This window comes from Paenibacillus sp. sgz302164 (assembly GCF_056120505.1).
The window spans coordinates 108,193-126,407 of the sequence record NZ_JBVYOL010000022.1 but is presented as its reverse complement, the minus strand read 5'-3'; the positions used below and the strand labels follow the sequence as shown (position 1 = coordinate 126,407).

Below are 18,215 nucleotides of genomic sequence, written 5' to 3'. Positions count from 1 at the left end.
TTTGGTGATGATGGCGGAGGGGATCCACGCGTTCCCATCTCGAACACGACCGTTAAGCCCTCCAGCGTCGATGGTACTTGAACCGAAGGGTTCTGGGAGAGTAGATCGTTGCCAAGCACTGTTCCCTGATAGCTCAGTTGGTAGAGCACTCGACTGTTAATCGAGTTGTCACAGGTTCGAGTCCTGTTCGGGGAGTCTTTGCTTCCATAGCTCAGTCGGTAGAGTGCATCCATGGTAAGGATGAGGTCACCGGTTCGATTCCGGTTGGAAGCTTCATGAATTAAGGCCCGTTGGTCAAGGGGTTAAGACACCTCCCTTTCACGGAGGTAACAGGGGTTCGAATCCCCTACGGGTCATAAGATTTCACTTTGCTAAGGAATTTGCGAAGTGGATTCCGATATCCCACGGAGGCTTAGCTCAGCTGGGAGAGCATCTGCCTTACAAGCAGAGGGTCGGCGGTTCGATCCCGTCAGCCTCCACCATGAACAACCTAATATGCCGTTGTAGCTCAATTGGTAGAGCAACTGACTTGTAATCAGTAGGTTGGGGGTTCAAGTCCTCTCGACGGCATGTGAGTATTGGGGATTAGCCAAGCGGTAAGGCAACGGACTTTGACTCCGTCATGCCTAGGTTCGAATCCTAGATCCCCAGTATTACACCCCACAAAGTGAAGATAAGCTCNGGGGTTCAAGTCCTCTCGACGGCATGTGAGTATTGGGGATTAGCCAAGCGGTAAGGCAACGGACTTTGACTCCGTCATGCCTAGGTTCGAATCCTAGATCCCCAGTATTACACCCCACAAAGTGAAGATAAGCTCTGAAGCGAATTCCGATTACTTTGCGGGGACCCCATAATTATAGCTTGAGCCATTAGCTCAGTTGGTAGAGCACCTGACTTTTAATCAGGGTGTCGTAGGTTCGAGTCCTACATGGCTCACCATTTTAGTAACACCATGCGCGTATGGCGGAATTGGCAGACGCACTAGACTTAGGATCTAGCGGGCGACCGTGGGGGTTCAAGTCCCTCTACGCGCATCATGCGGAAGTGGCTCAGGGGTAGAGCATCGCCTTGCCAAGGCGAGGGTCGCGGGTTCGAATCCCGTCTTCCGCTCCATTAAGTGCCCATAGCTCAGCCGGATAGAGCGTTTGACTACGAATCAAAAGGTCGGGAGTTCGAATCTCTCTGGGCACGCCATTTCTTTACTAAGCTTCATACTATCGGGACGTAGCTCAGCTTGGTAGAGCACCTGCTTTGGGAGCAGGGGGTCGCATGTTCAAATCGTGTCGTCCCGATACGTGCGGGTGTAGTTCAATGGTAGAACTCCAGCCTTCCAAGCTGGTAGCGTGGGTTCGATTCCCATCACCCGCTTACAGTTTCAAAACAAACTCCTTATGCTGAGCATAGGGAGTTTGTTTTTTGTCATAACACAGTTTTTCCAAGGTGGAAATACGGGGCGGAAATAACCTGCAAATCTCCAGGAAGACGTTTGAGGCAAGATTGTTAGGGGATTAAAGCACAATTCAGAATCTTGAAAAGTCACGGCACTTTGGGTAGGGGCAGACAGAGCGGACCTTAATTGTTGGTGCAGCCACTCGTGAAGCGTGCTAGAGCTTGGTAACCCGAAAAGCCTGCGAAAGTGCAGGCTTTTTCTGCGTTTGTGGTCTATTTTTGGAAAAAGCCTGCAATTGCGCAGGAATTCCGACACAAATGGGTCTGAGCTCAAATATTCGCGAAAAAAACTGCACATTTGCAGGAATGTTTCGTTAACAAGCGTCTCAGCGACCTAAAAGCTGCACTTTTGCAGGTTTTTCCCCGCGCCTAAGCAAATGCGCTGCCTCCTGGCATGCCAGTGCTTCAAACGGTCTGGACGCTTTCGGTTTTTGTATCAGCTTTTAGCAAGTGGGCTGCGTGAGGCAGGGCACTCTCGATTGACTTGGCCGTTTGCACCTAGTATAGCGTCAGGTCTTGAATTGCGGATAATCGATCGATAGTTTTCAGAGTTTACTGCTAATCCGCCGATTTAAATCTGACTGCTTACTAGTCATACAAGCCCGCGGGGGCATATTCCTCGGGGCTTTTTTACGAAACTATCCGGTTTCGAATCGCGTATACAACCGCTTGTGTGCGGTCTTCGACGCCGAATTTTTGCAGGATTCGATGGACGTGGGTTTTTACCGTGCTTTCGCTGATATGGAGTTTGGCCGCGATTTCTTCGTTTCGCAATCCGTAGGCCATCTGCTGGAGAACCTCCATTTCCCGATCGGTAATGGTCTCAGTAATGTGGATATCCGCTGCACCGCTCGCATAAGAGGGTATGGCGGTTTGTACGGCTTGAGCGATGGCCTTGGCAGCTATCCCCGTACGAAATATAGCTTCTCCTCGATGAGCGGATCGAATGGTATCGATCAGTTCGGCCGGATCGGCGTCTTTTAACAAATACCCGACCGCTCCCGAGCGGATACTGTCGAATACATATTTCTCAAAATCAAATGTCGTAAGAATGACGACTTTGCAGTCGGGCTCTAAAGCTGCGATTTCGCGTGTTGCGTCGATTCCGCTGCATTCCGGCATCTGCACGTCCATTAGCAGAACGTGAGGTTTCGTACGGCTTGCCAGCGATACGGCTTCGCGTCCGCTGCCGGCGTCGCCGACTATACACATGTCTTCCTGAGCGTTGATGATATAGCTAAGACCTTGCCTGATTAAAGGCTGGTCGTCAGCAATCGCTACCCGAATCGTGGCTGAATTCATGGTTAACCTCCTAATTTGTCCGAGAAAGTCCTATCTGACTCCCCGATGTTTAGCTTTGTCGAACTTGAACACCACTACCTAGAGGAACGGCCACAATCAGTTCCAACCCGTGCGTTTTCCTCGGACGTATAAGAAAACTGCCCCCTGCTCTCTCGCACCGCGCTTGAATTCCCGAAAGACCGAATCCCGGCGAAGGCGGGTCAGGTCTGTCATAGTTCCCGTTGTCGCTGACGGTCATCGTGATTTCACCATGGTTCTCGTTCAGGTGAATATCAACATGAGAGGCTTTGGCATGGCGAATCACGTTGGTCAAAGCCTCCTGGAGAACGCGATAAAGCAATTCGGCGATTTCGACTCTCCATTGGTTGACCGGTTCATTAACGGAGAAGGCGATTTGAATACCGCTTTGATCCTGGACTTGTTTGACCAAGCTTTTCATTGCTACCAAACCGAGGTCCGCATCGTCGACGGCCATTTGGTGTACGACCGAACGCACTTCCTGCAAACAGCGGCGGGCTACTTCCAATACGGTTCGGACGGTATTGTCGGCTTCAGCGGAGTTCGATTTTAATACATAAGGAAGGGCCTGCAGTTGAACGATTACAGAAGTTAAGCCGTGCCCGATGCTGTCGTGTATATCTACGGCAATTCGATTCCTTTCCTCCAGGACCGCATAACGCAGCACGCGTGTGGTGGCTTCTTCCAAGTCTTGATGCGCTTGTTGAAGCTCCAAGTGGGCATCGGCCAATTGCGCATGGGCTTTTTTCAACTCTTCAAAATGGCGTGCGTTCATTTCTCTGGCAGCACGTTTCAATCGTGCTCCCCACAACAGTACATATAATCCTGCATGAATGACGGAGATGACAAGGATATCGTCAAAGCTCTTTTGCCGTACATAAAAGAAAATGAGGGCATCGGTTGCGATTATTCCAACAATTATCGCAGCGGACACCGAACCGGGTAAGGATAACGCCGTATAGCCTACAAGATAGCTAATTAACGTGACGGCTGACTGATCGGCATCAAAATAGAGCCAATCGACAACAGTCAATATCCAGAGAGCAATGAGAGCGATGACCATACTGCGGTTCGCTCGCAGCCGTTTCGGCAGCCACACTAAAGTTACGTAAGACAGGCACAAAACAATCCCCAGCACGATTGAAACGAGGGACGAGAGGTTAATGGTATGCACCAGCGTGTACAGGATAAGCAGGCTCAGCGCAATAGCACGAGGCCGGGAAAATACTTTTTGCTTACATATTTCGAGCAGAACGGAAGTCTTATCCATGCAGCGGTCCTTTCCGCAATTATCCGGGTTTACGCGGCAAGGCGGCCGGAGTATACATCGCTGTACAATCCGGTCGCCCGCTATTTATCGTCGGCCCAATATTTGCTTGTATTTCAAATAGATCACATACCGGCGGGCGCATATCGTGCCGAGCGGAATAAGGAGCAGCGCCGTGGTCAGCGAGATTAACGCATGCTCTTTGCCCCAGTAGCCGGCCAGCATTCTTAGCAGCATGATGCCCATAAAAACGGCGACTCCGGCGACTGATCCCTGAGAAGTAATTTTTCCGGATGCAGGGTTTACGCGTACTGTTTCCAGCTTGCCTCTCCAAAAGCCGACAATCACACCGAAAATCAAGCAGATCAGATAAAGCAGCAGCCGTAGCGGCGTCAACTCGGACTGCGCGATATTCGGGACGGTTTGCCATATGAAAAGGGCCGGCACAATCCACATTGTTGCAGGGCGCACTTCCTTTTCTCTCATCGATAGAAGTATAATAATAACGAGGATGATTAAGTAACTTGTCATCGTATTCATGGTTCGCTTCAGCCTCTCTTTGATTGTTATAGCACAAGTATATCGGCTCAGGCCACATATGAAGTCCTCCGAGAGGTTGATTTTCGCTATGCCGCGTACTTCTAAAGATGGATACAGGGTTCAGGTCAAGGATGTGCCAAAAGCTTGTAAAATGGCGTTATATTCCATATTACCTCTATGCGCAACGGAGCATACTATACATAAATTACCACCGCCTAAATTGGGTCTTTTTTTATTTTGGCACTATATGAAGCTAAAGGATTGTGGTAAAATATTCTGTAATGGTTTTTTATAGATTAAAGCTTTAGAGCAACATAGCAGATAGATGAGGTGGAGAGTATGACAGAGAGCGGTATGACCTTACAGAAGCAGTCGACCAACAATTTGCTGCGCAGAGATGTACGCTTCTTGGGGCATATTTTGGGTGAAGTATTGGTGCATCAGGGCGGACACGAACTGCTTGATGTTGTGGAGAAAATCCGGGAGATGAGCAAATCGTTGAGGGCTCATTTTGTGCCGGAAATTTTTCAGGAGTTCAAGCACACGATCGGCTCGTTAGCCCCGGAAATTCGCCATCAGGTGATTCGGGCGTTCGCCATTTATTTTCAACTGGTTAACATTGCGGAGCAAAACCATCGTATTCGCCGTAAACGGGATTACGAGCGTTCATCGGGCGATTCGGTTCAACCGGGTTCGATCGAAAGCATTGTACAAGAATTGAAAAACAATCACGTTCCTTACGACGAGGTTCAGGAAATTTTACAATCGATTTCTCTGGAGCTCGTGATGACTGCCCACCCTACCGAGGCGATGCGCAGAGCCGTGCTGGATATCAATCTTCGCATCTCCGACGACATGATGAAATTGGACGACCCGATGCTTACTTACCGTGAGCGCGAGCAGCTCCGCGAGAAGCTTTTGGGCGAGGTTCTGAACCTTTGGCAGACCGACGAGCTTCGCGACCGGAAGCCTACGGTTATCGATGAAGTGCGCAATGGCCTTTATTTCTTTGATGAGACGCTGTTCGACGTGCTGCCTGAAGTTTACTACGAGCTGGAGCGCTGCCTGGGCAAATATTATCAGGAGCAGACATGGCACGTGCCGTCTTTCCTGAAATTTGGTTCATGGATCGGCGGGGACCGCGACGGCAACCCGTCCGTAACTGCGGACGTGACCTGGGAGACGCTGGGGCTTCATCGCCAGCTGGCCCTGCAGAAGTACGCGGAAATGTTAAAAGAAACTTTGGAGCACATGAGCTTCAGCAAAAATATAGTGGGCGTCAGCGACGAGCTGATATCCTCCATCCAGGAGGACAAGGAAGCGCTCGGCGAGATTCAGGACGTGTGGCGCAATGAAAAAGAGCCGTACCGGATCAAAGTGACCTATATGCTTGAAAAAATCCAGCATGCCGGCATCGCGCACGTTCCGGCTTCTCATAAATACAATAATCCTGAAGAATTCATTCAGGACCTGAAGATTATTGACGCAAGCCTGAGAAATCATTTTGCCGTATACGTAGCGGACAAATACATCAAAAAAATCATCCGCCAGGTCGAGCTGTTCGGCTTCCATTTGGCTGCGCTCGATATCAGGCAGCACAGCAAAGAGCACGAATCGGCGATGAAGGAGATTTTGGCGAAAATGGGCATCGTCGCCGATTACTCCAAGCTTGACGAGGAAGCGAAAATCAAGCTGCTGAGCGATATTTTGAACGATCCTAGGCCGATCACTTCGAATTACCTTGACTATTCCGAAGGCACCGAAGAGTGTCTGAGCGTCTACAGGGCTGTTCAGCAGGCGCAAAAAGAGTTTGGCCGCAATTGCATTACCAGCTATTTGATCAGTATGACGCAAGGCGCCAGCGACCTTCTGGAAGTGCTTGTGTTTGCGAAAGAAGCCGGACTGTACCGGAAGGAAAGCGACGGTTCCGTCACTTGTACGCTGCAATCCGTGCCGCTGTTCGAGACGATCGACGATTTGCACGCCGCTCCGGACATTATGTCGACGCTTCTGGCGATTCCGGCGTATAAAGCGAGCCTGGACCCGGTTACCCAGCTTCATGAGATCATGCTCGGCTACTCGGACAGCAACAAAGACGGCGGTGTTATAACGGCGAACTGGGAGCTCCGCATGGCGCTGCAGGACATTACGGAAGCGGCGAAAAAATTCGGCGTGAAGCTGAAGTTTTTCCATGGCCGCGGCGGCGCGCTCGGGCGCGGAGGCATGCCGCTGAACCGCAGTATTTTGGCGCAGCCGGTCGAAACGCTGGGCGGTGGCATCAAAATTACCGAGCAAGGCGAGGTATTGTCTTCGCGCTACTCCTTGCAGGGCATCGCTTACCGCAGTTTGGAGCAGGCGACGTTTGCGTTGATTACGGCATCCAAATTGTCGCGTTCGCCGCAAAGGCACCCTCTGGAAGACAAGTGGGAAACGATCATGAAAGGTATTTCCGAGCGTTCGCAAACGAAATATCAGGATCTTATTTTCCGCGATGAAGATTTCCTGACATTCTTTAAAGAATCGACACCGCTGCCGGAAATTGGCGAGCTGAACATCGGTTCCCGTCCGTCGAAGCGCAAAAATAGCGACCGTTTTGAAGATTTGCGGGCGATTCCTTGGGTATTCGCTTGGACGCAAAGCCGTTACTTGCTGCCGGCATGGTATGCGGCGGGAACAGGTCTGCAAAGCTTTTATCAAGGAAAAGCCGAGAATTTGAATACGCTCAAGGAAATGTACGAAGAATGGTCATTCTTCCGTTCCATGATCGATAATTTGCAAATGGCATTGGCAAAAGCGGATCTGCTTATCGCCAAAGAGTACGGCAGCATGGTGAAAAAATCGGAGATCGCCGAGCGCATTTTCGGGCTGATCAAGGCGGAATACGAGCTGACCTCCTCCCTCATTTTGCAAATTACCGGGCAGGATGAAATTTTGGACAACGTTCCGGTTATTCAGGAATCGATCCGTCTGAGAAATCCGTACGTAGACCCGCTGAGCTATATGCAGGTTGAGCTGCTGACCGAGCTTCGCGCGCTGCAGGAAGGCAATGAAGACGATTCTGAACTTCTCAGAGAAGTGCTGCTTACGATTAACGGAATTGCCGCAGGGCTTAGAAATACGGGCTGATCGCGCCACATCATATACAGCGTGAGGTTAAAGCAGGAAAGGGAGTCGGGAGCCTTGACAGAATGGGCGTCTCGACTTTTCCTGTGCTTATCGCAAGCAGCCCGCGGATAAGGAGAATGCACAGCATGGGGCGATGGTTGGCTATAGTTCTGGTCATCATTGGAGCGTCCAGCTACGGACTGCTCTCCTCTTTTATCAAAATGGCGTACGAGCAAGGTTTTGGCGATTCGCAAATCACTCCCGCGCAGATGACGGTGGGAACGTTATTCGTATGGATTCTGGTGCTTTTTCATAAGCCGTCGTGGATGAATCCTTTTAAAGGCCCATGGGTAAAACTAAGCTTGATTGGAATATTCGGCCTGGCGTTAACGACTATTTGTTACAATATCGCGATTTCCGAACTCAACGCTTCTTTGTCGATCATTCTTCTGTTTCAGTTTACCTGGATAACCATAACCATGGATTGCCTGGTGAAGCGCAGATTTCCCAGAAAAGCAGAAGCGCTTGCAATCGTCTTAATCATCCTTGGCACTTTGCTCTCGGTCAATATTTTTGAAACGGATCTGCGGCAGTTTAGCGCGAAAGGGCTCGTTTTCGGACTGTTGTCGGCCTTAACGTACAGCGTATTCCTCTTTTTTACGGGCCAAGTCAAAAGTTCCCTTCCGCCGCTGATGAAATCCGCCGTGATGCTGACAGCAGCTATTCCAGTCATGTATATCATTTATCCGCCTACCGTATTTGCCGCAGCGAACGGAGGGAGCCTCATTCTTTGGGGGCTGCTGCTTGGTTTCCTGGGGCAAGTGGTGCCGACTATAGCTTTCAATATCGGAATTCCCCGTATCGGGAGCGCTCTCGCGGCTATGCTTGGGTCCATCGAGCTGCCTGTTGCCGTAATTGCCGCATTTTTGATTATTGGAGAGCACGTGTCGGGAATTCAATGGGTAGGTATGGTTCTTATCTTGGTTGGAATAGTCGTTTCTGAAAACAAATCCTGATTGCAGCGTTTTATTTCTTACGGGAAACGAATTGTGATGAAGCCGGAGGATGCCTAAAGTGAATTTTGTAGAAGCACGATTGGCCAAGATGGCCAGGAACGGAGATCGGGGGGCTTTTGCCGAGCTTGTAGACCTGTACAAAGACAAGATCTTTCACCTGGCTTACCGGATGCTGAACAACAAGCACGAAGCCGAGGATGCGGTGCAGGAAACGTTTCTGCGGGTATACACGAATTTGCATAAATACGATGAGAATCAAAAGTTTTCGACGTGGATTTTTCGGATTGGTACCAATCTTTGCATAGATAAGCTTCGGCGAAGGAAAAATACGTATTCCCTGGATGCGGAAATGCCTGAAGGGGAGGGCGCCGATTATTACTCGCTGCTTCCCGGTCATGAAGAAACGCCTGAAAAGCAGGTCATCGTTTCCGAGACGAAGGAGCAGGTCCGCAAAGCGATCGAAACGCTGCCGGAGAAATATAAATCGGTGGTGATCCTGAGGTATCTTCACGATATGTCGCTTCAGGAAATCGGAGATGTCCTGGACATGCCGGTTACGACGGTCAAAACCCGAGTGCACCGCGGCCGGGAATATTTGCGTAAAAAATTGGAACAGGATGAACAATTTTTCGCACGGAACGTGCTCAGATGGTGAAACAAATTCGGAGCTCAAACGTATGGTATACCACATTACGCAAACGCAAAGAAAGGGGTGGCTGATGATGAATTGCAAGGAAGCCCTCCCGCTCATGCATGAATATCTGGATGGTGATTTACAGGGATCGGAGGCACTGGAGCTAAAAGAGCATTTGATCTCTTGCACGGCTTGCCATGCGTTATTCAAAGAGCTGGAGAGGACGGACGCGATTGTCAAATCGCTGCCGGCACTGCATGCGCCGGATCACTTGACCGCACTGATTATGAACGGACTTCCGCCTGCGAAAAAAAGCAATCCTTGGGTGAAATGGATTCGCCGGCACCCGGCTGCGTCCGTTGCCGTCGTTTTTGTTGCCGTGATGTTCGGAAGCTTCATGTCGATGTGGAACGAAGACCAGCAAATGATGGTAAAAGGCAACGATCTGGAGGACGTTGTGATTCAGGGGGATACGGTGATCGTGCCCCAAGGCCATACCGTCAAAGGAAATCTTGTCGTACAGCGCGGGAAACTGCAGGTTGAAGGCGATGTCGCCGGCAATTTGACCGTGATTGACGGTACGCTGAATTTGGCTTCGACCGCACATATCGCCGGCCAGGTGACGACCGTAGATCAGGCTGTGAGCTGGGTCTGGTATAAGCTCGGAGAATTTGTAGACATGTTTTCCAAATGAAATAGAAGCGTCTTCTTTTCCGGCCGCGACCGGGATTGGAGGCGTTTTTTTCCATTTTCTGAACCTTTTCCGGATTTTGAACGTCAGGAAAGGAGAGGTCGATAGATCAATGGTTCATATTATGTTATGATCTATTTATAGAGAGAAAAAGTGCGCAGTTGTTGGGGGAATCATGGATGGATTTACTCACGGGCATCTCGATTAAGGATATTATCGATATCCTGATCGTCAGCTATGTGATTTATAAGCTCATACTGCTCGTTCGCGGGACAAGGGCCATACAGTTGATGAAGGGCATTCTGGTCATTGTTTTCACTTGGGCCATCAGCATCTGGTTCAAGCTAAGCACGCTGCAGTGGATGGTCAATCAAGCTTTTACGTTCGGGGTACTGGGCGTTATTATTATATTTCAGCCGGAGCTTCGCCGCGCCCTGGAGCAGCTTGGCCGGGGCAAGCTGTTCAGCCGCTCTTCGTCCGAAGAGGACGATGACGTCAACAAGCGAATCGGTGAAGTGATTCGGGCCGCCCAATATTTGGCCAAACGCAAGATCGGCGCCCTGATCGTATTCGAAAAGGAGACCGGACTCACGGACTACGTCGAATCCGGCATTGCCATAGAAAGCAAAATCAGCGCGGAGCTGCTGATTAATATATTTATACCGAACACGCCGCTTCACGACGGAGCAGTCATTTTGCGCCAGAATCAGCTGATGGCCGCGGGCTGTTATTTGCCGCTGTCCGAGAACCCTTTTATCAGCAAGGAGCTGGGAACGCGGCATCGGGCGGCGATCGGCATGAGCGAGGTTTCGGATGCCATGTGCATCGTCGTTTCGGAGGAAACCGGGCAAATTTCATTGACGATGAACGGCCATATCGTGAGGGATATTAAAGAGGAATCGCTCATCAGCAAATTGTTTGAGGAATTGAAGCCGAAGACGAAGGCAAAAGAGAAAAACCCTTTCTTGAAATGGAGGGGACGTTCGAATGGATAAGTGGCTGCGGAATACGAATGTGGTGCGCGTAGTCGCCCTCTTGATCGGGATTTTGCTATGGATCGTTGTACATACGGAAGAAACGAATGTTTCGGGTACGTCGCTTCTCAGAGATCGGGAGGAAACGATTAATAACGTCGCCATTACGACCAGATACGACGAAAGTCATTTTTATATTTCAAAAATGGATCCGGCCAACGTGCAGGTTGTGCTGCGCGGCAAAGATGCCGCCGTGAAGAAAGTGACGACAAGCAACAATTACAAGATCGAGCTTGATCTTACGCAGGTTGGCGACGGCGATCACAATCTTGCGCTCAAGCCGATAGGATTTCCTTCGGACGTCGATGTGGAAGTCATTCCGAAGACCGTAAACGTCGTCATAGAAGAGAAGCAAATGAAGGAAGTTCCTGTCGTCATCAATGTCAAAGGCACGCCGGCTTCGGGGCTCAAAGCGGGGCAGCCGATTGTGAAGCCCAACAAAGTCTACATTACCGCGCCGACGAGCAAGCTGGAGCAGATCGAGAATGTCCGCGGCGACGTTTCCGTGGATAAGGCCCAATCTGCGGTTACGAAGCAGGTCAGGTTGCAGGCTTTTGACAAGGAGGGCAAGGAAGCTGCGGTTGACATGAATCCGCCGGTCGTCGATGTGGAGATACCGATTACGAGCCCGTTCCAGACGGTTCCTCTGCAGTTGAAGGCAAGCGGAGAGCCTGCCAAAGGCTTCGCCATCGCCTCGATCACGCAGACGCCGGATAAGGTAACCATTTATGGCTCGCAGGACGTCGTCGACCACCTTGAGTTCTACCAGGGACCGCAATTCAGTGTGCAGGATATGAATGAGACCAAAGAATATTCACTTGATATCCCGCTCAGGAATAAAGTAACTCAGGTAGACCCGGCTAAAGTAACGGTGCATGTAGAGATTGTACCGTCGGTTACGAAACCGATATCGAACATACCGTTGACCATCATCGGCCAAAACGAGAATTACAATACGAAGGTGGTCGTACCGGAACCAGGGCAAATCGAATTGACGGTGGAAGGGGCTCCCGCCATTATCGATCTGATCAAGACCCAGGATATTCAGGCGATTGTCGATGTCAGCAATTTGCCGCCTGGAAAGCATGAGCTGAACGTATCGCTCAACCTTCCGACCTTTGTGAAGAAGGGTGCTCCGCAAGATATTAAGGCGACTGTCGAAATTAGTGAAAAAACGCCGCCTAAAACAACAACAAATCCATAATGCTCGCAGATGAAGAGGGGAAAACATTTCATGGGGAAATATTTTGGTACAGACGGTGTCCGCGGTGTAGCTAACCAGGAATTGACGCCGGAATTAGCTTATAAAATCGGCCGCTGCGGCGGCTATGTGCTGACGCGTCAAGCTCAGCATCCGAAGGTGGTCATCGGCAGAGACACCCGTATTTCGGGTCCGATGCTGGAAGCCGCGCTCGTCGCAGGGCTGCTTTCCATCGGCGTTCAAGTCATACGAATCGGCATTGTAAGCACCCCTGCGGTCGCTTATTTGACCAAGAAGCTGGGCGCGGATGCGGGCGTCATGATCTCCGCTTCGCATAATCCGGTTGAGGATAACGGAATCAAGTTTTTTGGCGGTGACGGCTTTAAGCTGTTGGATGAAACCGAGCAGGAGATCGAACAATTGATCGATGCCGGAACAGATGAGCTGCCAAGACCGGTAGGCGGAGAAATCGGAACGGTTACGGACGATATGGAAGCGAAATTTGCTTACCTGGAGTTTTTGAAATCGACGGTTTCCAGCACGTTCAAAGGGTTCAAAGTTGTATTGGATTGCGCGAACGGTTCTGCTTTTGAATTGGCTCCCAAAGTGTTCCGCGACCTCGGAGCGGAAGTTGTGACCATCGGCGCGGCTCCGAACGGCAAGAACATCAACGATCATTGCGGGTCCACGCACCCTGAGCAGTTGAAAGAGGAAGTTGTAAAACACGGCGCCGCCATCGGTTTGGCTTTCGACGGCGATGCGGATCGCCTGATCGCGATCGATGAAACGGGCGCCGAAGTGGACGGCGACTATATTCTCAGCATTTGCGGCGATGCGTTGAACCGCGCCGGCAAGCTGAACAACAGCACGATCGTTACGACGGTCATGGCGAACATCGGCTTTTTTAAAGGCGTTGAGAAGCTCGGTCTGACGGCGAAGCAGACTGCGGTCGGCGACAGATACGTGATGGAAGAGATGCGCAAAGGCGGGTACAATCTCGGCGGCGAGCAGTCCGGCCATGTAATTTTCCTTGATTATATTTCGACCGGTGACGGCATTCTTACTGCGCTTCAATTGATGGATACGATCGTGCAGTCGGGGCAAAAGCTTAGCGAATTGAAAACGATTATGCGCAAATATCCGCAAATTCTGGTTAACGTCCGGGTAGCGGATAAAAGCAAGCTGAAAAACAACGCGATCATCGATCAGGCGATCCGTAAAGTGGAAGACGAGCTGGGCGACAACGGCCGCGTGCTCGTTCGCCCATCCGGGACAGAGTCGTTGATCCGCGTTATGGCCGAAGGGCCGGATAAAGCGCAGGTTGAAGCTTACGTCAACGATATCGCCAAAGTCATTCAAGAGCAGTTAGTGTAGGTCTTGAGGAAGCTCCCCTTTTCGGAGCAGTTGCCGGGAAGGGGATTTTCATCATTTTTTCAAAACAGGTCTGCTTGTTTGTAAAAATCTGTTGCATTGAGACATGAAAATGAATAAGATGTAATTATGTTTTCTGAAAGTTTTTCATTACCTTTTACTCAAGAAGGAAAGGCAGGGCAGAGGTCGGCATAAAGATTTACAAGCGCCAGAACTCGGGAGCGGGACGGAAACAGGTTATAAAACTGCGCAAACGAGTTGACGAGGTGAAGGTGTTCGAAACATTCGGCGGGGACCTTCCGGTATTGTTGAGTACCGTAAAGTTGGAAGGCAAAAACGCTTGGGCGACCAGGCTGACAAGATTCCAACATCACCATAAAAGTTGAATTGAACTTATTCGATGATTGTATAGATTTTTTTGGTATGGGCAAAAAACGTCGTTCTTTGAAAAAAAAAAGTCCTTGATGAAGGGCTTATTAAACTATGGAGGTTTAACACACTATGTGCGGAATTGTTGGATATATCGGAAAGCGTAACTCTCAGGAAATATTGTTGGAAGGTCTCAAGAAACTTGAGTACCGCGGCTATGATTCGGCAGGAGTGGCTGTTTATACGACAAGCGGTCTTCAGATTCAGAAAGCAAAGGGGCGCATTGCGAACCTCGAGTCGAAGCTGGAGGAAGCTCCTTTGAACGGAAGCGTAGGAATCGGGCATACGCGTTGGGCAACGCACGGCAAACCGTCCGACATTAATTCTCACCCGCATACGGACAATTCTTTGAAATTTTCCGTTGTGCACAACGGCATTATTGAGAACTATCTTAGCTTGAAGGAAGAGTTGATCGCCAAAGGTCATGTGTTCGTTTCGGAAACCGATACGGAGGTTATTTCCCATTTGATCGCCGATTTGTACGAAGGCGACATCCTCAAAGCGGTGCAAAAGGCGGTCAAACGGATAACTGGAGCTTTTGCGCTGGGCGTTCTTACCGAGTATGAACCGGATCGGCTGGTAGCTGTTCGACAAGCCAGTCCTTTGATCATTGGAATTGGCGAAGGAGAAAACTTTATCGGTTCGGATATCCCGGCTATTTTGGAATATACGCGCAATGTGTTTATTTTGAATGATGGCGAAATGGCGCTTTTAACGCGTGATGGTGTCGAATTAATGACGTTGGAGGGGAATTTTATTTCCCGAGAAATGTTTCATGTCGATTGGGACATTATTACTGCGGAAAAAGCCGGATTTGATCACTTCATGCTGAAAGAAATCCACGAGCAGCCTAAAGCGTACCGTGATACTATGGGAAGCCGGATTGCATCGGATAACTCGCAAGTCGCTTTGAAGGAATTGACGATAACCGCTGAAGAAATTCGCAATATTAGCCGCGTTCATATTGTTGCCTGCGGAACGGCGTATCATGCAGGGATGGTCGGCAAATACGTGATCGAGAAGCTGGCGCGCATTCCGGTTGAAACGGATGTCGCTTCAGAGTATCGTTACCGCTCCCCGATCATTACGAAAGATACGCTAGTGATCGTTGTCAGCCAATCCGGCGAAACGGCGGATACGCTTGCCGCCCTTCGCGAAGCCAAACGCTGCGGAGCACACGTGCTTGCCATCACCAACGTTGTAGGCAGCTCGGTTGCCCGCGAAGCGGACGACGTTATCGTGACTTGGGCGGGGCCCGAGATTGCGGTAGCATCCACGAAGGCGTATACGTCGCAGTTGATCGCATTTTATTTGTTCGGCATGCATCTAGCTCAAACTTTGGGCACCCAAACGGCTGATGAAATCAAACAATTGATCGCGGCCATGAAGGAACTGCCTGAGCAAGTGGAAGCCATTTTGGGGCAATCCGAGGCGCTGAAAGCCGTTGCCGAAGATATGGCGAAGCACGATAATCTTTTCTTCATCGGAAGAGGATTGGATTATGCCGTTGCTCTGGAAGGTTCGTTGAAATTGAAGGAAATTTCTTACATTCACTCGGAAGCTTACGCTGCAGGCGAACTTAAACACGGCACGCTGGCGCTGATCGAAGAAGGCGTTCCGGTAATCGCGCTTGCCACCCAGCACGAACTGCTTGAGAAAACCGTGAGCAACATTAAAGAGGTCAAAGCTCGCGGAGCGAACGTGCTAGGCATCGCCGTGGAAGGCGAGGAAGAACTGCAAAAATCAGTCGACAGCACGTTCGTGATTCCTAAGACTTTGGATTTGCTCGCACCGGCCCTGGCAGTTGTGCCGCTGCAATTGCTGTCATACTACGCATCGCTCTCCCGCGGCAACGATGTTGACAAACCACGCAACTTGGCGAAAAGCGTGACGGTGGAGTAAGAGGCTTGTGTGGTTTTGGTGAAATGTCTGGTGATAAAAAAGTCGTGAACCAGTAAAAAAAGTCATGAACCAGTAAAGAATGTCGTGAACCAGTAAAAAATGTCGTGAACCGCTAAGTCAGTCCCGGTGACCTAAAATCATCGGGACTTTTTTATTAAGGGGTGATACATATCGAAACGATCGGCAGTTGAATTAGGACGATCAGGAAGCTAGATAAAATAAATCAAGTTGATTTCGCAAATCGAATTGGGATTTCGCAGGCGACACTTAGTGAATTGGAACAGGATAAGTATAAAACCATCAACTGATACCGTCCTCTCAATTGTCGAAGGATATGGAACAAATGTTGAATGGCTTCTTGTTGGAGAGAAAAGCTACGAAGAAGACAAAGCATTTGAGGTCAAAGGCGTAAATGAAAAAGAAGCTGATTTACTGATTCTTTTTGATAAATTAAAGGCATTCGATCAGGATGAAATAATTGAATTCATAAAACTGAAAATAAGGCGGTATTAACGTTTTCGATATCTACCTCGATCTCCCCATCGGTTTGTGATGGGTTTTTTTGGCGAAACAGGAGTTTTCATTTTGTTTATAGAATAAGTCTTATGTATTATACGACTTTACGTTTGAAATATGGAAGGCAGGGCTAAGTAGATGTTGACAGGAGAAGTACGGAATAAAGTTCAGAGACATTTAAGTTTGTGTCTGAACATTATAGTCGGTACCTGAACATTATAGTTAGTGCCTTGTCATTAAAGATAGTGACTGGTGAGTTGAATACCTCATTAAGAGCCCCGGAGATTTCGATTTCCGGGTGTATTATTTTTTTGGGGGGTTACAACACGAAATTTGGCCTATGAATAATGGAAATGGTATTTTGCTTGTTTCCTACGAGAACAGGATGAGCACGGAGAGAAGATCTATCCTTTGGGGGGAAGATGCCACCGGCTATCTCATGTATGCTGATGATGGACACATGTCCATTGTGCTTATGACTGCCTTTCGTCTTCACGCAGCACAGGTATTTGATCCTATGTCCAGGTGAATTGAGTTCACGAAGCGGGACGAACTGATGAACTGTGGAGATCAGAAGGGGGAACCACCAGAATATATTTTACAAAATAAGGAAAAATATAAGCATCATGATGTTACGCACTGAATCCGAAATAATCAATTATTTTGCGAATATAACGAGGATGATCTGTTTTTGGGAAAGCTTTTATACAAACAAAGATCGATCCTTTCTTTCACAAAGTTCGGAAAAAAGGAATTTCTTTGACTAACTATCCACCAATCAGACATACTGATGGTTTGAAGTACGAACGAAAGGTATACGTAGTTTATGGCCACATAGGGAAAAGCTAACGAACCCAATTGAATAAAGGAATGTGATTCATAGTGAAGCGAGACTATAACTTAAATAAAAATTTCCCCATACATATTTCGCGCTGGATGCCTAGTATCTTTCTTGAACCATTCCATTGGCACACTTCGTTTGAGGTCGGATACTGCATTGAGGGAAAAGGACTATTTTACTTTGAGGATAGGCGTTATGAGATTAATACAGGTGATGTATTCATTGTTAGCCATATGGAAAAGCATCGGGCGCAATCCGATCCTTTAAAACCGAGCCAATTTCACTTCTTAAAATTTGAAGGGTCTTTAATTGATGGAGGGGATAATGAGTTGTTAGCCCCGTTTTTTATGAAGTCAAAATATTTTATGAATAAAATTGATGGGAATCTGCAGATAGCTATACAGATTGGAAAGCTTCTTAGTGACATTTGGAATGAAACTAAGGAACAGGATCGAGCGTATACGAGCATGATTCGAGGATTGTTGATGCAGGTGTGTACACACCTTTTCCGCCATTATGCAAAAGAAATACCAACGGAAGAGTGGAACCGCTCGTTGCAGGCATATAAGAAACTGCAGCCGGCTCTGTGGCTGATTCATAATCAGTATCATGAAAATATACAGCTTAAGGACATAGCTGCAAGTTTATCTTTAAGCCCATCCCGGGCCTATCATTTATTTAAAGAAACGATGGGAGAAGGCTTTAAAGAATATCTAACAAAAATCCGTATTCACGAGTCCAAAAAAAAATTGAGCGACCCCAATGTATCGATTACCGAGATTTATTTGACTTGCGGCTTTCAAGGTCATGCCTCTTTCTACAGGTCCTTTAAGCAAATTGTTGGAATGACCCCTAAAGAATTCAGAAAATACATGATAACTTCATAGCCATAGCTATTT

15 protein-coding genes, 13 tRNA genes and 1 rRNA gene are annotated in these 18,215 nt (G+C 48.8%); 26 read left to right on the top strand and 3 right to left on the bottom strand.

Going from position 1 to position 18,215, the window contains the following annotated elements; all coding sequences use genetic code 11:
* The 14 genes from rrf (at window position 1) to AC0LWT_RS29480 (ending at window position 1,368) form a co-directional block, all read left to right on the top strand.
* Window positions 1–117: ribosomal RNA gene (gene rrf / locus AC0LWT_RS29545) — 5S ribosomal RNA — on the top strand.
* Window positions 118–122: 5 nt separating this feature from the next.
* A tRNA-Asn gene (locus AC0LWT_RS29540) sits at window positions 123–195 on the top strand.
* Between the two features lie 5 nt (window positions 196–200).
* Window positions 201–273: transfer RNA gene (locus AC0LWT_RS29535), tRNA-Thr, on the top strand.
* Between the two features lie 11 nt (window positions 274–284).
* Window positions 285–356, top strand: a tRNA-Glu gene (locus AC0LWT_RS29530).
* 50 nt (window positions 357–406) lie between these two features.
* Window positions 407–482, top strand: a tRNA-Val gene (locus AC0LWT_RS29525).
* 15 nt (window positions 483–497) lie between these two features.
* A tRNA-Thr gene (locus tag AC0LWT_RS29520) sits at window positions 498–570 on the top strand.
* Window positions 571–579: 9 nt separating this feature from the next.
* A tRNA-Gln gene (locus tag AC0LWT_RS29515) sits at window positions 580–651 on the top strand.
* Window positions 652–715: 64 nt separating this feature from the next.
* Window positions 716–787 (top strand) — tRNA-Gln (locus AC0LWT_RS29510).
* 76 nt (window positions 788–863) lie between these two features.
* A tRNA-Lys gene (locus tag AC0LWT_RS29505) sits at window positions 864–939 on the top strand.
* A gap of 15 nt (window positions 940–954) precedes the next feature.
* Window positions 955–1,034 (top strand) — tRNA-Leu (locus AC0LWT_RS29500).
* Window positions 1,035–1,038: 4 nt separating this feature from the next.
* Window positions 1,039–1,113 (top strand) — tRNA-Gly (locus AC0LWT_RS29495).
* Between the two features lie 4 nt (window positions 1,114–1,117).
* Window positions 1,118–1,194, top strand: a tRNA-Arg gene (locus AC0LWT_RS29490).
* A 24-nt stretch (window positions 1,195–1,218) separates the two neighbouring features.
* Window positions 1,219–1,292: transfer RNA gene (locus AC0LWT_RS29485), tRNA-Pro, on the top strand.
* 5 nt (window positions 1,293–1,297) lie between these two features.
* Window positions 1,298–1,368, top strand: a tRNA-Gly gene (locus AC0LWT_RS29480).
* 711 nt (window positions 1,369–2,079) lie between these two features.
* Here the strand turns inward: AC0LWT_RS29480 and AC0LWT_RS29475 are convergent.
* From AC0LWT_RS29475 to AC0LWT_RS29465, 3 genes are all read right to left on the bottom strand, one after another.
* Window positions 2,080–2,751: a response regulator gene (locus AC0LWT_RS29475; RefSeq protein ID WP_474684864.1), complete on the bottom strand. Its 672-nt coding sequence runs from the start codon at window positions 2,749–2,751 to the stop codon at window positions 2,080–2,082.
* 49 nt (window positions 2,752–2,800) lie between these two features.
* A complete protein-coding gene (locus tag AC0LWT_RS29470) occupies window positions 2,801–4,039 on the bottom strand; it encodes a sensor histidine kinase (protein WP_474684863.1) in 1,239 nt (412 codons plus the stop codon).
* A gap of 84 nt (window positions 4,040–4,123) precedes the next feature.
* On the bottom strand, window positions 4,124–4,576 hold the full coding sequence (locus tag AC0LWT_RS29465; RefSeq protein WP_474684862.1) for a CcdC protein domain-containing protein: 453 nt from the start codon (window positions 4,574–4,576) through the stop codon (window positions 4,124–4,126).
* Window positions 4,577–4,915: 339 nt separating this feature from the next.
* On the opposite strand from AC0LWT_RS29465, the gene ppc reads away from it, so the two are divergent.
* The 12 genes from ppc to AC0LWT_RS29405 all read left to right on the top strand — a co-directional run bounded on the left by ppc (window position 4,916) and on the right by AC0LWT_RS29405 (window position 18,203).
* Entirely contained in the window at window positions 4,916–7,702 is a 2,787-nt protein-coding gene (gene ppc / locus AC0LWT_RS29460) for a phosphoenolpyruvate carboxylase (protein ID WP_474684861.1), read from the top strand.
* Between the two features lie 125 nt (window positions 7,703–7,827).
* Window positions 7,828–8,697 (top strand): EamA family transporter, encoded by an 870-nt coding sequence (locus tag AC0LWT_RS29455; RefSeq protein ID WP_474684860.1) that lies wholly within the window; start codon window positions 7,828–7,830, stop codon window positions 8,695–8,697.
* A 58-nt stretch (window positions 8,698–8,755) separates the two neighbouring features.
* Window positions 8,756–9,352, top strand: coding sequence for an RNA polymerase sigma factor SigW (gene sigW / locus AC0LWT_RS29450; RefSeq protein ID WP_474684859.1), 597 nt, complete (start codon window positions 8,756–8,758; stop codon window positions 9,350–9,352).
* A gap of 64 nt (window positions 9,353–9,416) precedes the next feature.
* Complete coding sequence (locus AC0LWT_RS29445; RefSeq protein ID WP_474684858.1) at window positions 9,417–10,025, top strand: zf-HC2 domain-containing protein; 609 nt, start codon at window positions 9,417–9,419, stop codon at window positions 10,023–10,025.
* A gap of 176 nt (window positions 10,026–10,201) precedes the next feature.
* Complete coding sequence (gene cdaA, locus AC0LWT_RS29440) at window positions 10,202–11,017, top strand: diadenylate cyclase CdaA (protein ID WP_474684857.1); 816 nt, start codon at window positions 10,202–10,204, stop codon at window positions 11,015–11,017.
* Entirely contained in the window at window positions 11,010–12,260 is a 1,251-nt protein-coding gene (locus tag AC0LWT_RS29435) for a CdaR family protein (RefSeq protein ID WP_474684856.1), read from the top strand. The genes cdaA and AC0LWT_RS29435 overlap by 8 nt, the downstream gene beginning before the upstream one ends.
* Before the next feature lie 30 nt (window positions 12,261–12,290).
* On the top strand, window positions 12,291–13,631 hold the full coding sequence (gene glmM, locus AC0LWT_RS29430; protein WP_474684855.1) for a phosphoglucosamine mutase: 1,341 nt from the start codon (window positions 12,291–12,293) through the stop codon (window positions 13,629–13,631).
* A 498-nt stretch (window positions 13,632–14,129) separates the two neighbouring features.
* Window positions 14,130–15,959, top strand: coding sequence for a glutamine--fructose-6-phosphate transaminase (isomerizing) (gene glmS, locus AC0LWT_RS29425; protein WP_474684854.1), 1,830 nt, complete (start codon window positions 14,130–14,132; stop codon window positions 15,957–15,959).
* Between the two features lie 191 nt (window positions 15,960–16,150).
* Window positions 16,151–16,267: a helix-turn-helix domain-containing protein gene (locus tag AC0LWT_RS29420; RefSeq protein ID WP_474684868.1), complete on the top strand. Its 117-nt coding sequence runs from the start codon at window positions 16,151–16,153 to the stop codon at window positions 16,265–16,267.
* Window positions 16,230–16,472: a hypothetical protein gene (locus AC0LWT_RS29415; RefSeq protein ID WP_474684853.1), complete on the top strand. Its 243-nt coding sequence runs from the start codon at window positions 16,230–16,232 to the stop codon at window positions 16,470–16,472. The genes AC0LWT_RS29420 and AC0LWT_RS29415 overlap by 38 nt, the downstream gene beginning before the upstream one ends.
* Window positions 16,473–16,815: 343 nt before the next feature.
* On the top strand, window positions 16,816–17,004 hold the full coding sequence (locus AC0LWT_RS29410; RefSeq protein WP_474684852.1) for a lipocalin-like domain-containing protein: 189 nt from the start codon (window positions 16,816–16,818) through the stop codon (window positions 17,002–17,004).
* A gap of 353 nt (window positions 17,005–17,357) precedes the next feature.
* The gene (locus tag AC0LWT_RS29405; protein WP_474684851.1) at window positions 17,358–18,203 is read left to right on the top strand and encodes an AraC family transcriptional regulator; all 846 of its coding nucleotides are present in this window, start codon (window positions 17,358–17,360) and stop codon (window positions 18,201–18,203) included.
* Window positions 18,204–18,215 lie beyond the last annotated feature (12 nt).

Bases quoted from the DNA above. Each gene is read 5' to 3' on its own strand.
- AC0LWT_RS29475 (WP_474684864.1), bottom strand. From the start codon at position 2,751: ATGAATTCAGCCACGATTCGGGTAGCGATTGCTGACGACCAGCCTTTA.
- AC0LWT_RS29470 (WP_474684863.1), bottom strand. From the start codon at position 4,039: ATGGATAAGACTTCCGTTCTGCTCGAAATATGTAAGCAAAAAGTATTT.
- AC0LWT_RS29465 (WP_474684862.1), bottom strand. From the start codon at position 4,576: ATGAATACGATGACAAGTTACTTAATCATCCTCGTTATTATTATACTT.
- ppc (WP_474684861.1), top strand. From the start codon at position 4,916: ATGACAGAGAGCGGTATGACCTTACAGAAGCAGTCGACCAACAATTTG.
- AC0LWT_RS29455 (WP_474684860.1), top strand. From the start codon at position 7,828: ATGGGGCGATGGTTGGCTATAGTTCTGGTCATCATTGGAGCGTCCAGC.
- AC0LWT_RS29445 (WP_474684858.1), top strand. From the start codon at position 9,417: ATGATGAATTGCAAGGAAGCCCTCCCGCTCATGCATGAATATCTGGAT.
- cdaA (WP_474684857.1), top strand. From the start codon at position 10,202: ATGGATTTACTCACGGGCATCTCGATTAAGGATATTATCGATATCCTG.
- AC0LWT_RS29435 (WP_474684856.1), top strand. From the start codon at position 11,010: ATGGATAAGTGGCTGCGGAATACGAATGTGGTGCGCGTAGTCGCCCTC.
- glmM (WP_474684855.1), top strand. From the start codon at position 12,291: ATGGGGAAATATTTTGGTACAGACGGTGTCCGCGGTGTAGCTAACCAG.
- glmS (WP_474684854.1), top strand. From the start codon at position 14,130: ATGTGCGGAATTGTTGGATATATCGGAAAGCGTAACTCTCAGGAAATA.
- AC0LWT_RS29410 (WP_474684852.1), top strand. From the start codon at position 16,816: ATGAATAATGGAAATGGTATTTTGCTTGTTTCCTACGAGAACAGGATG.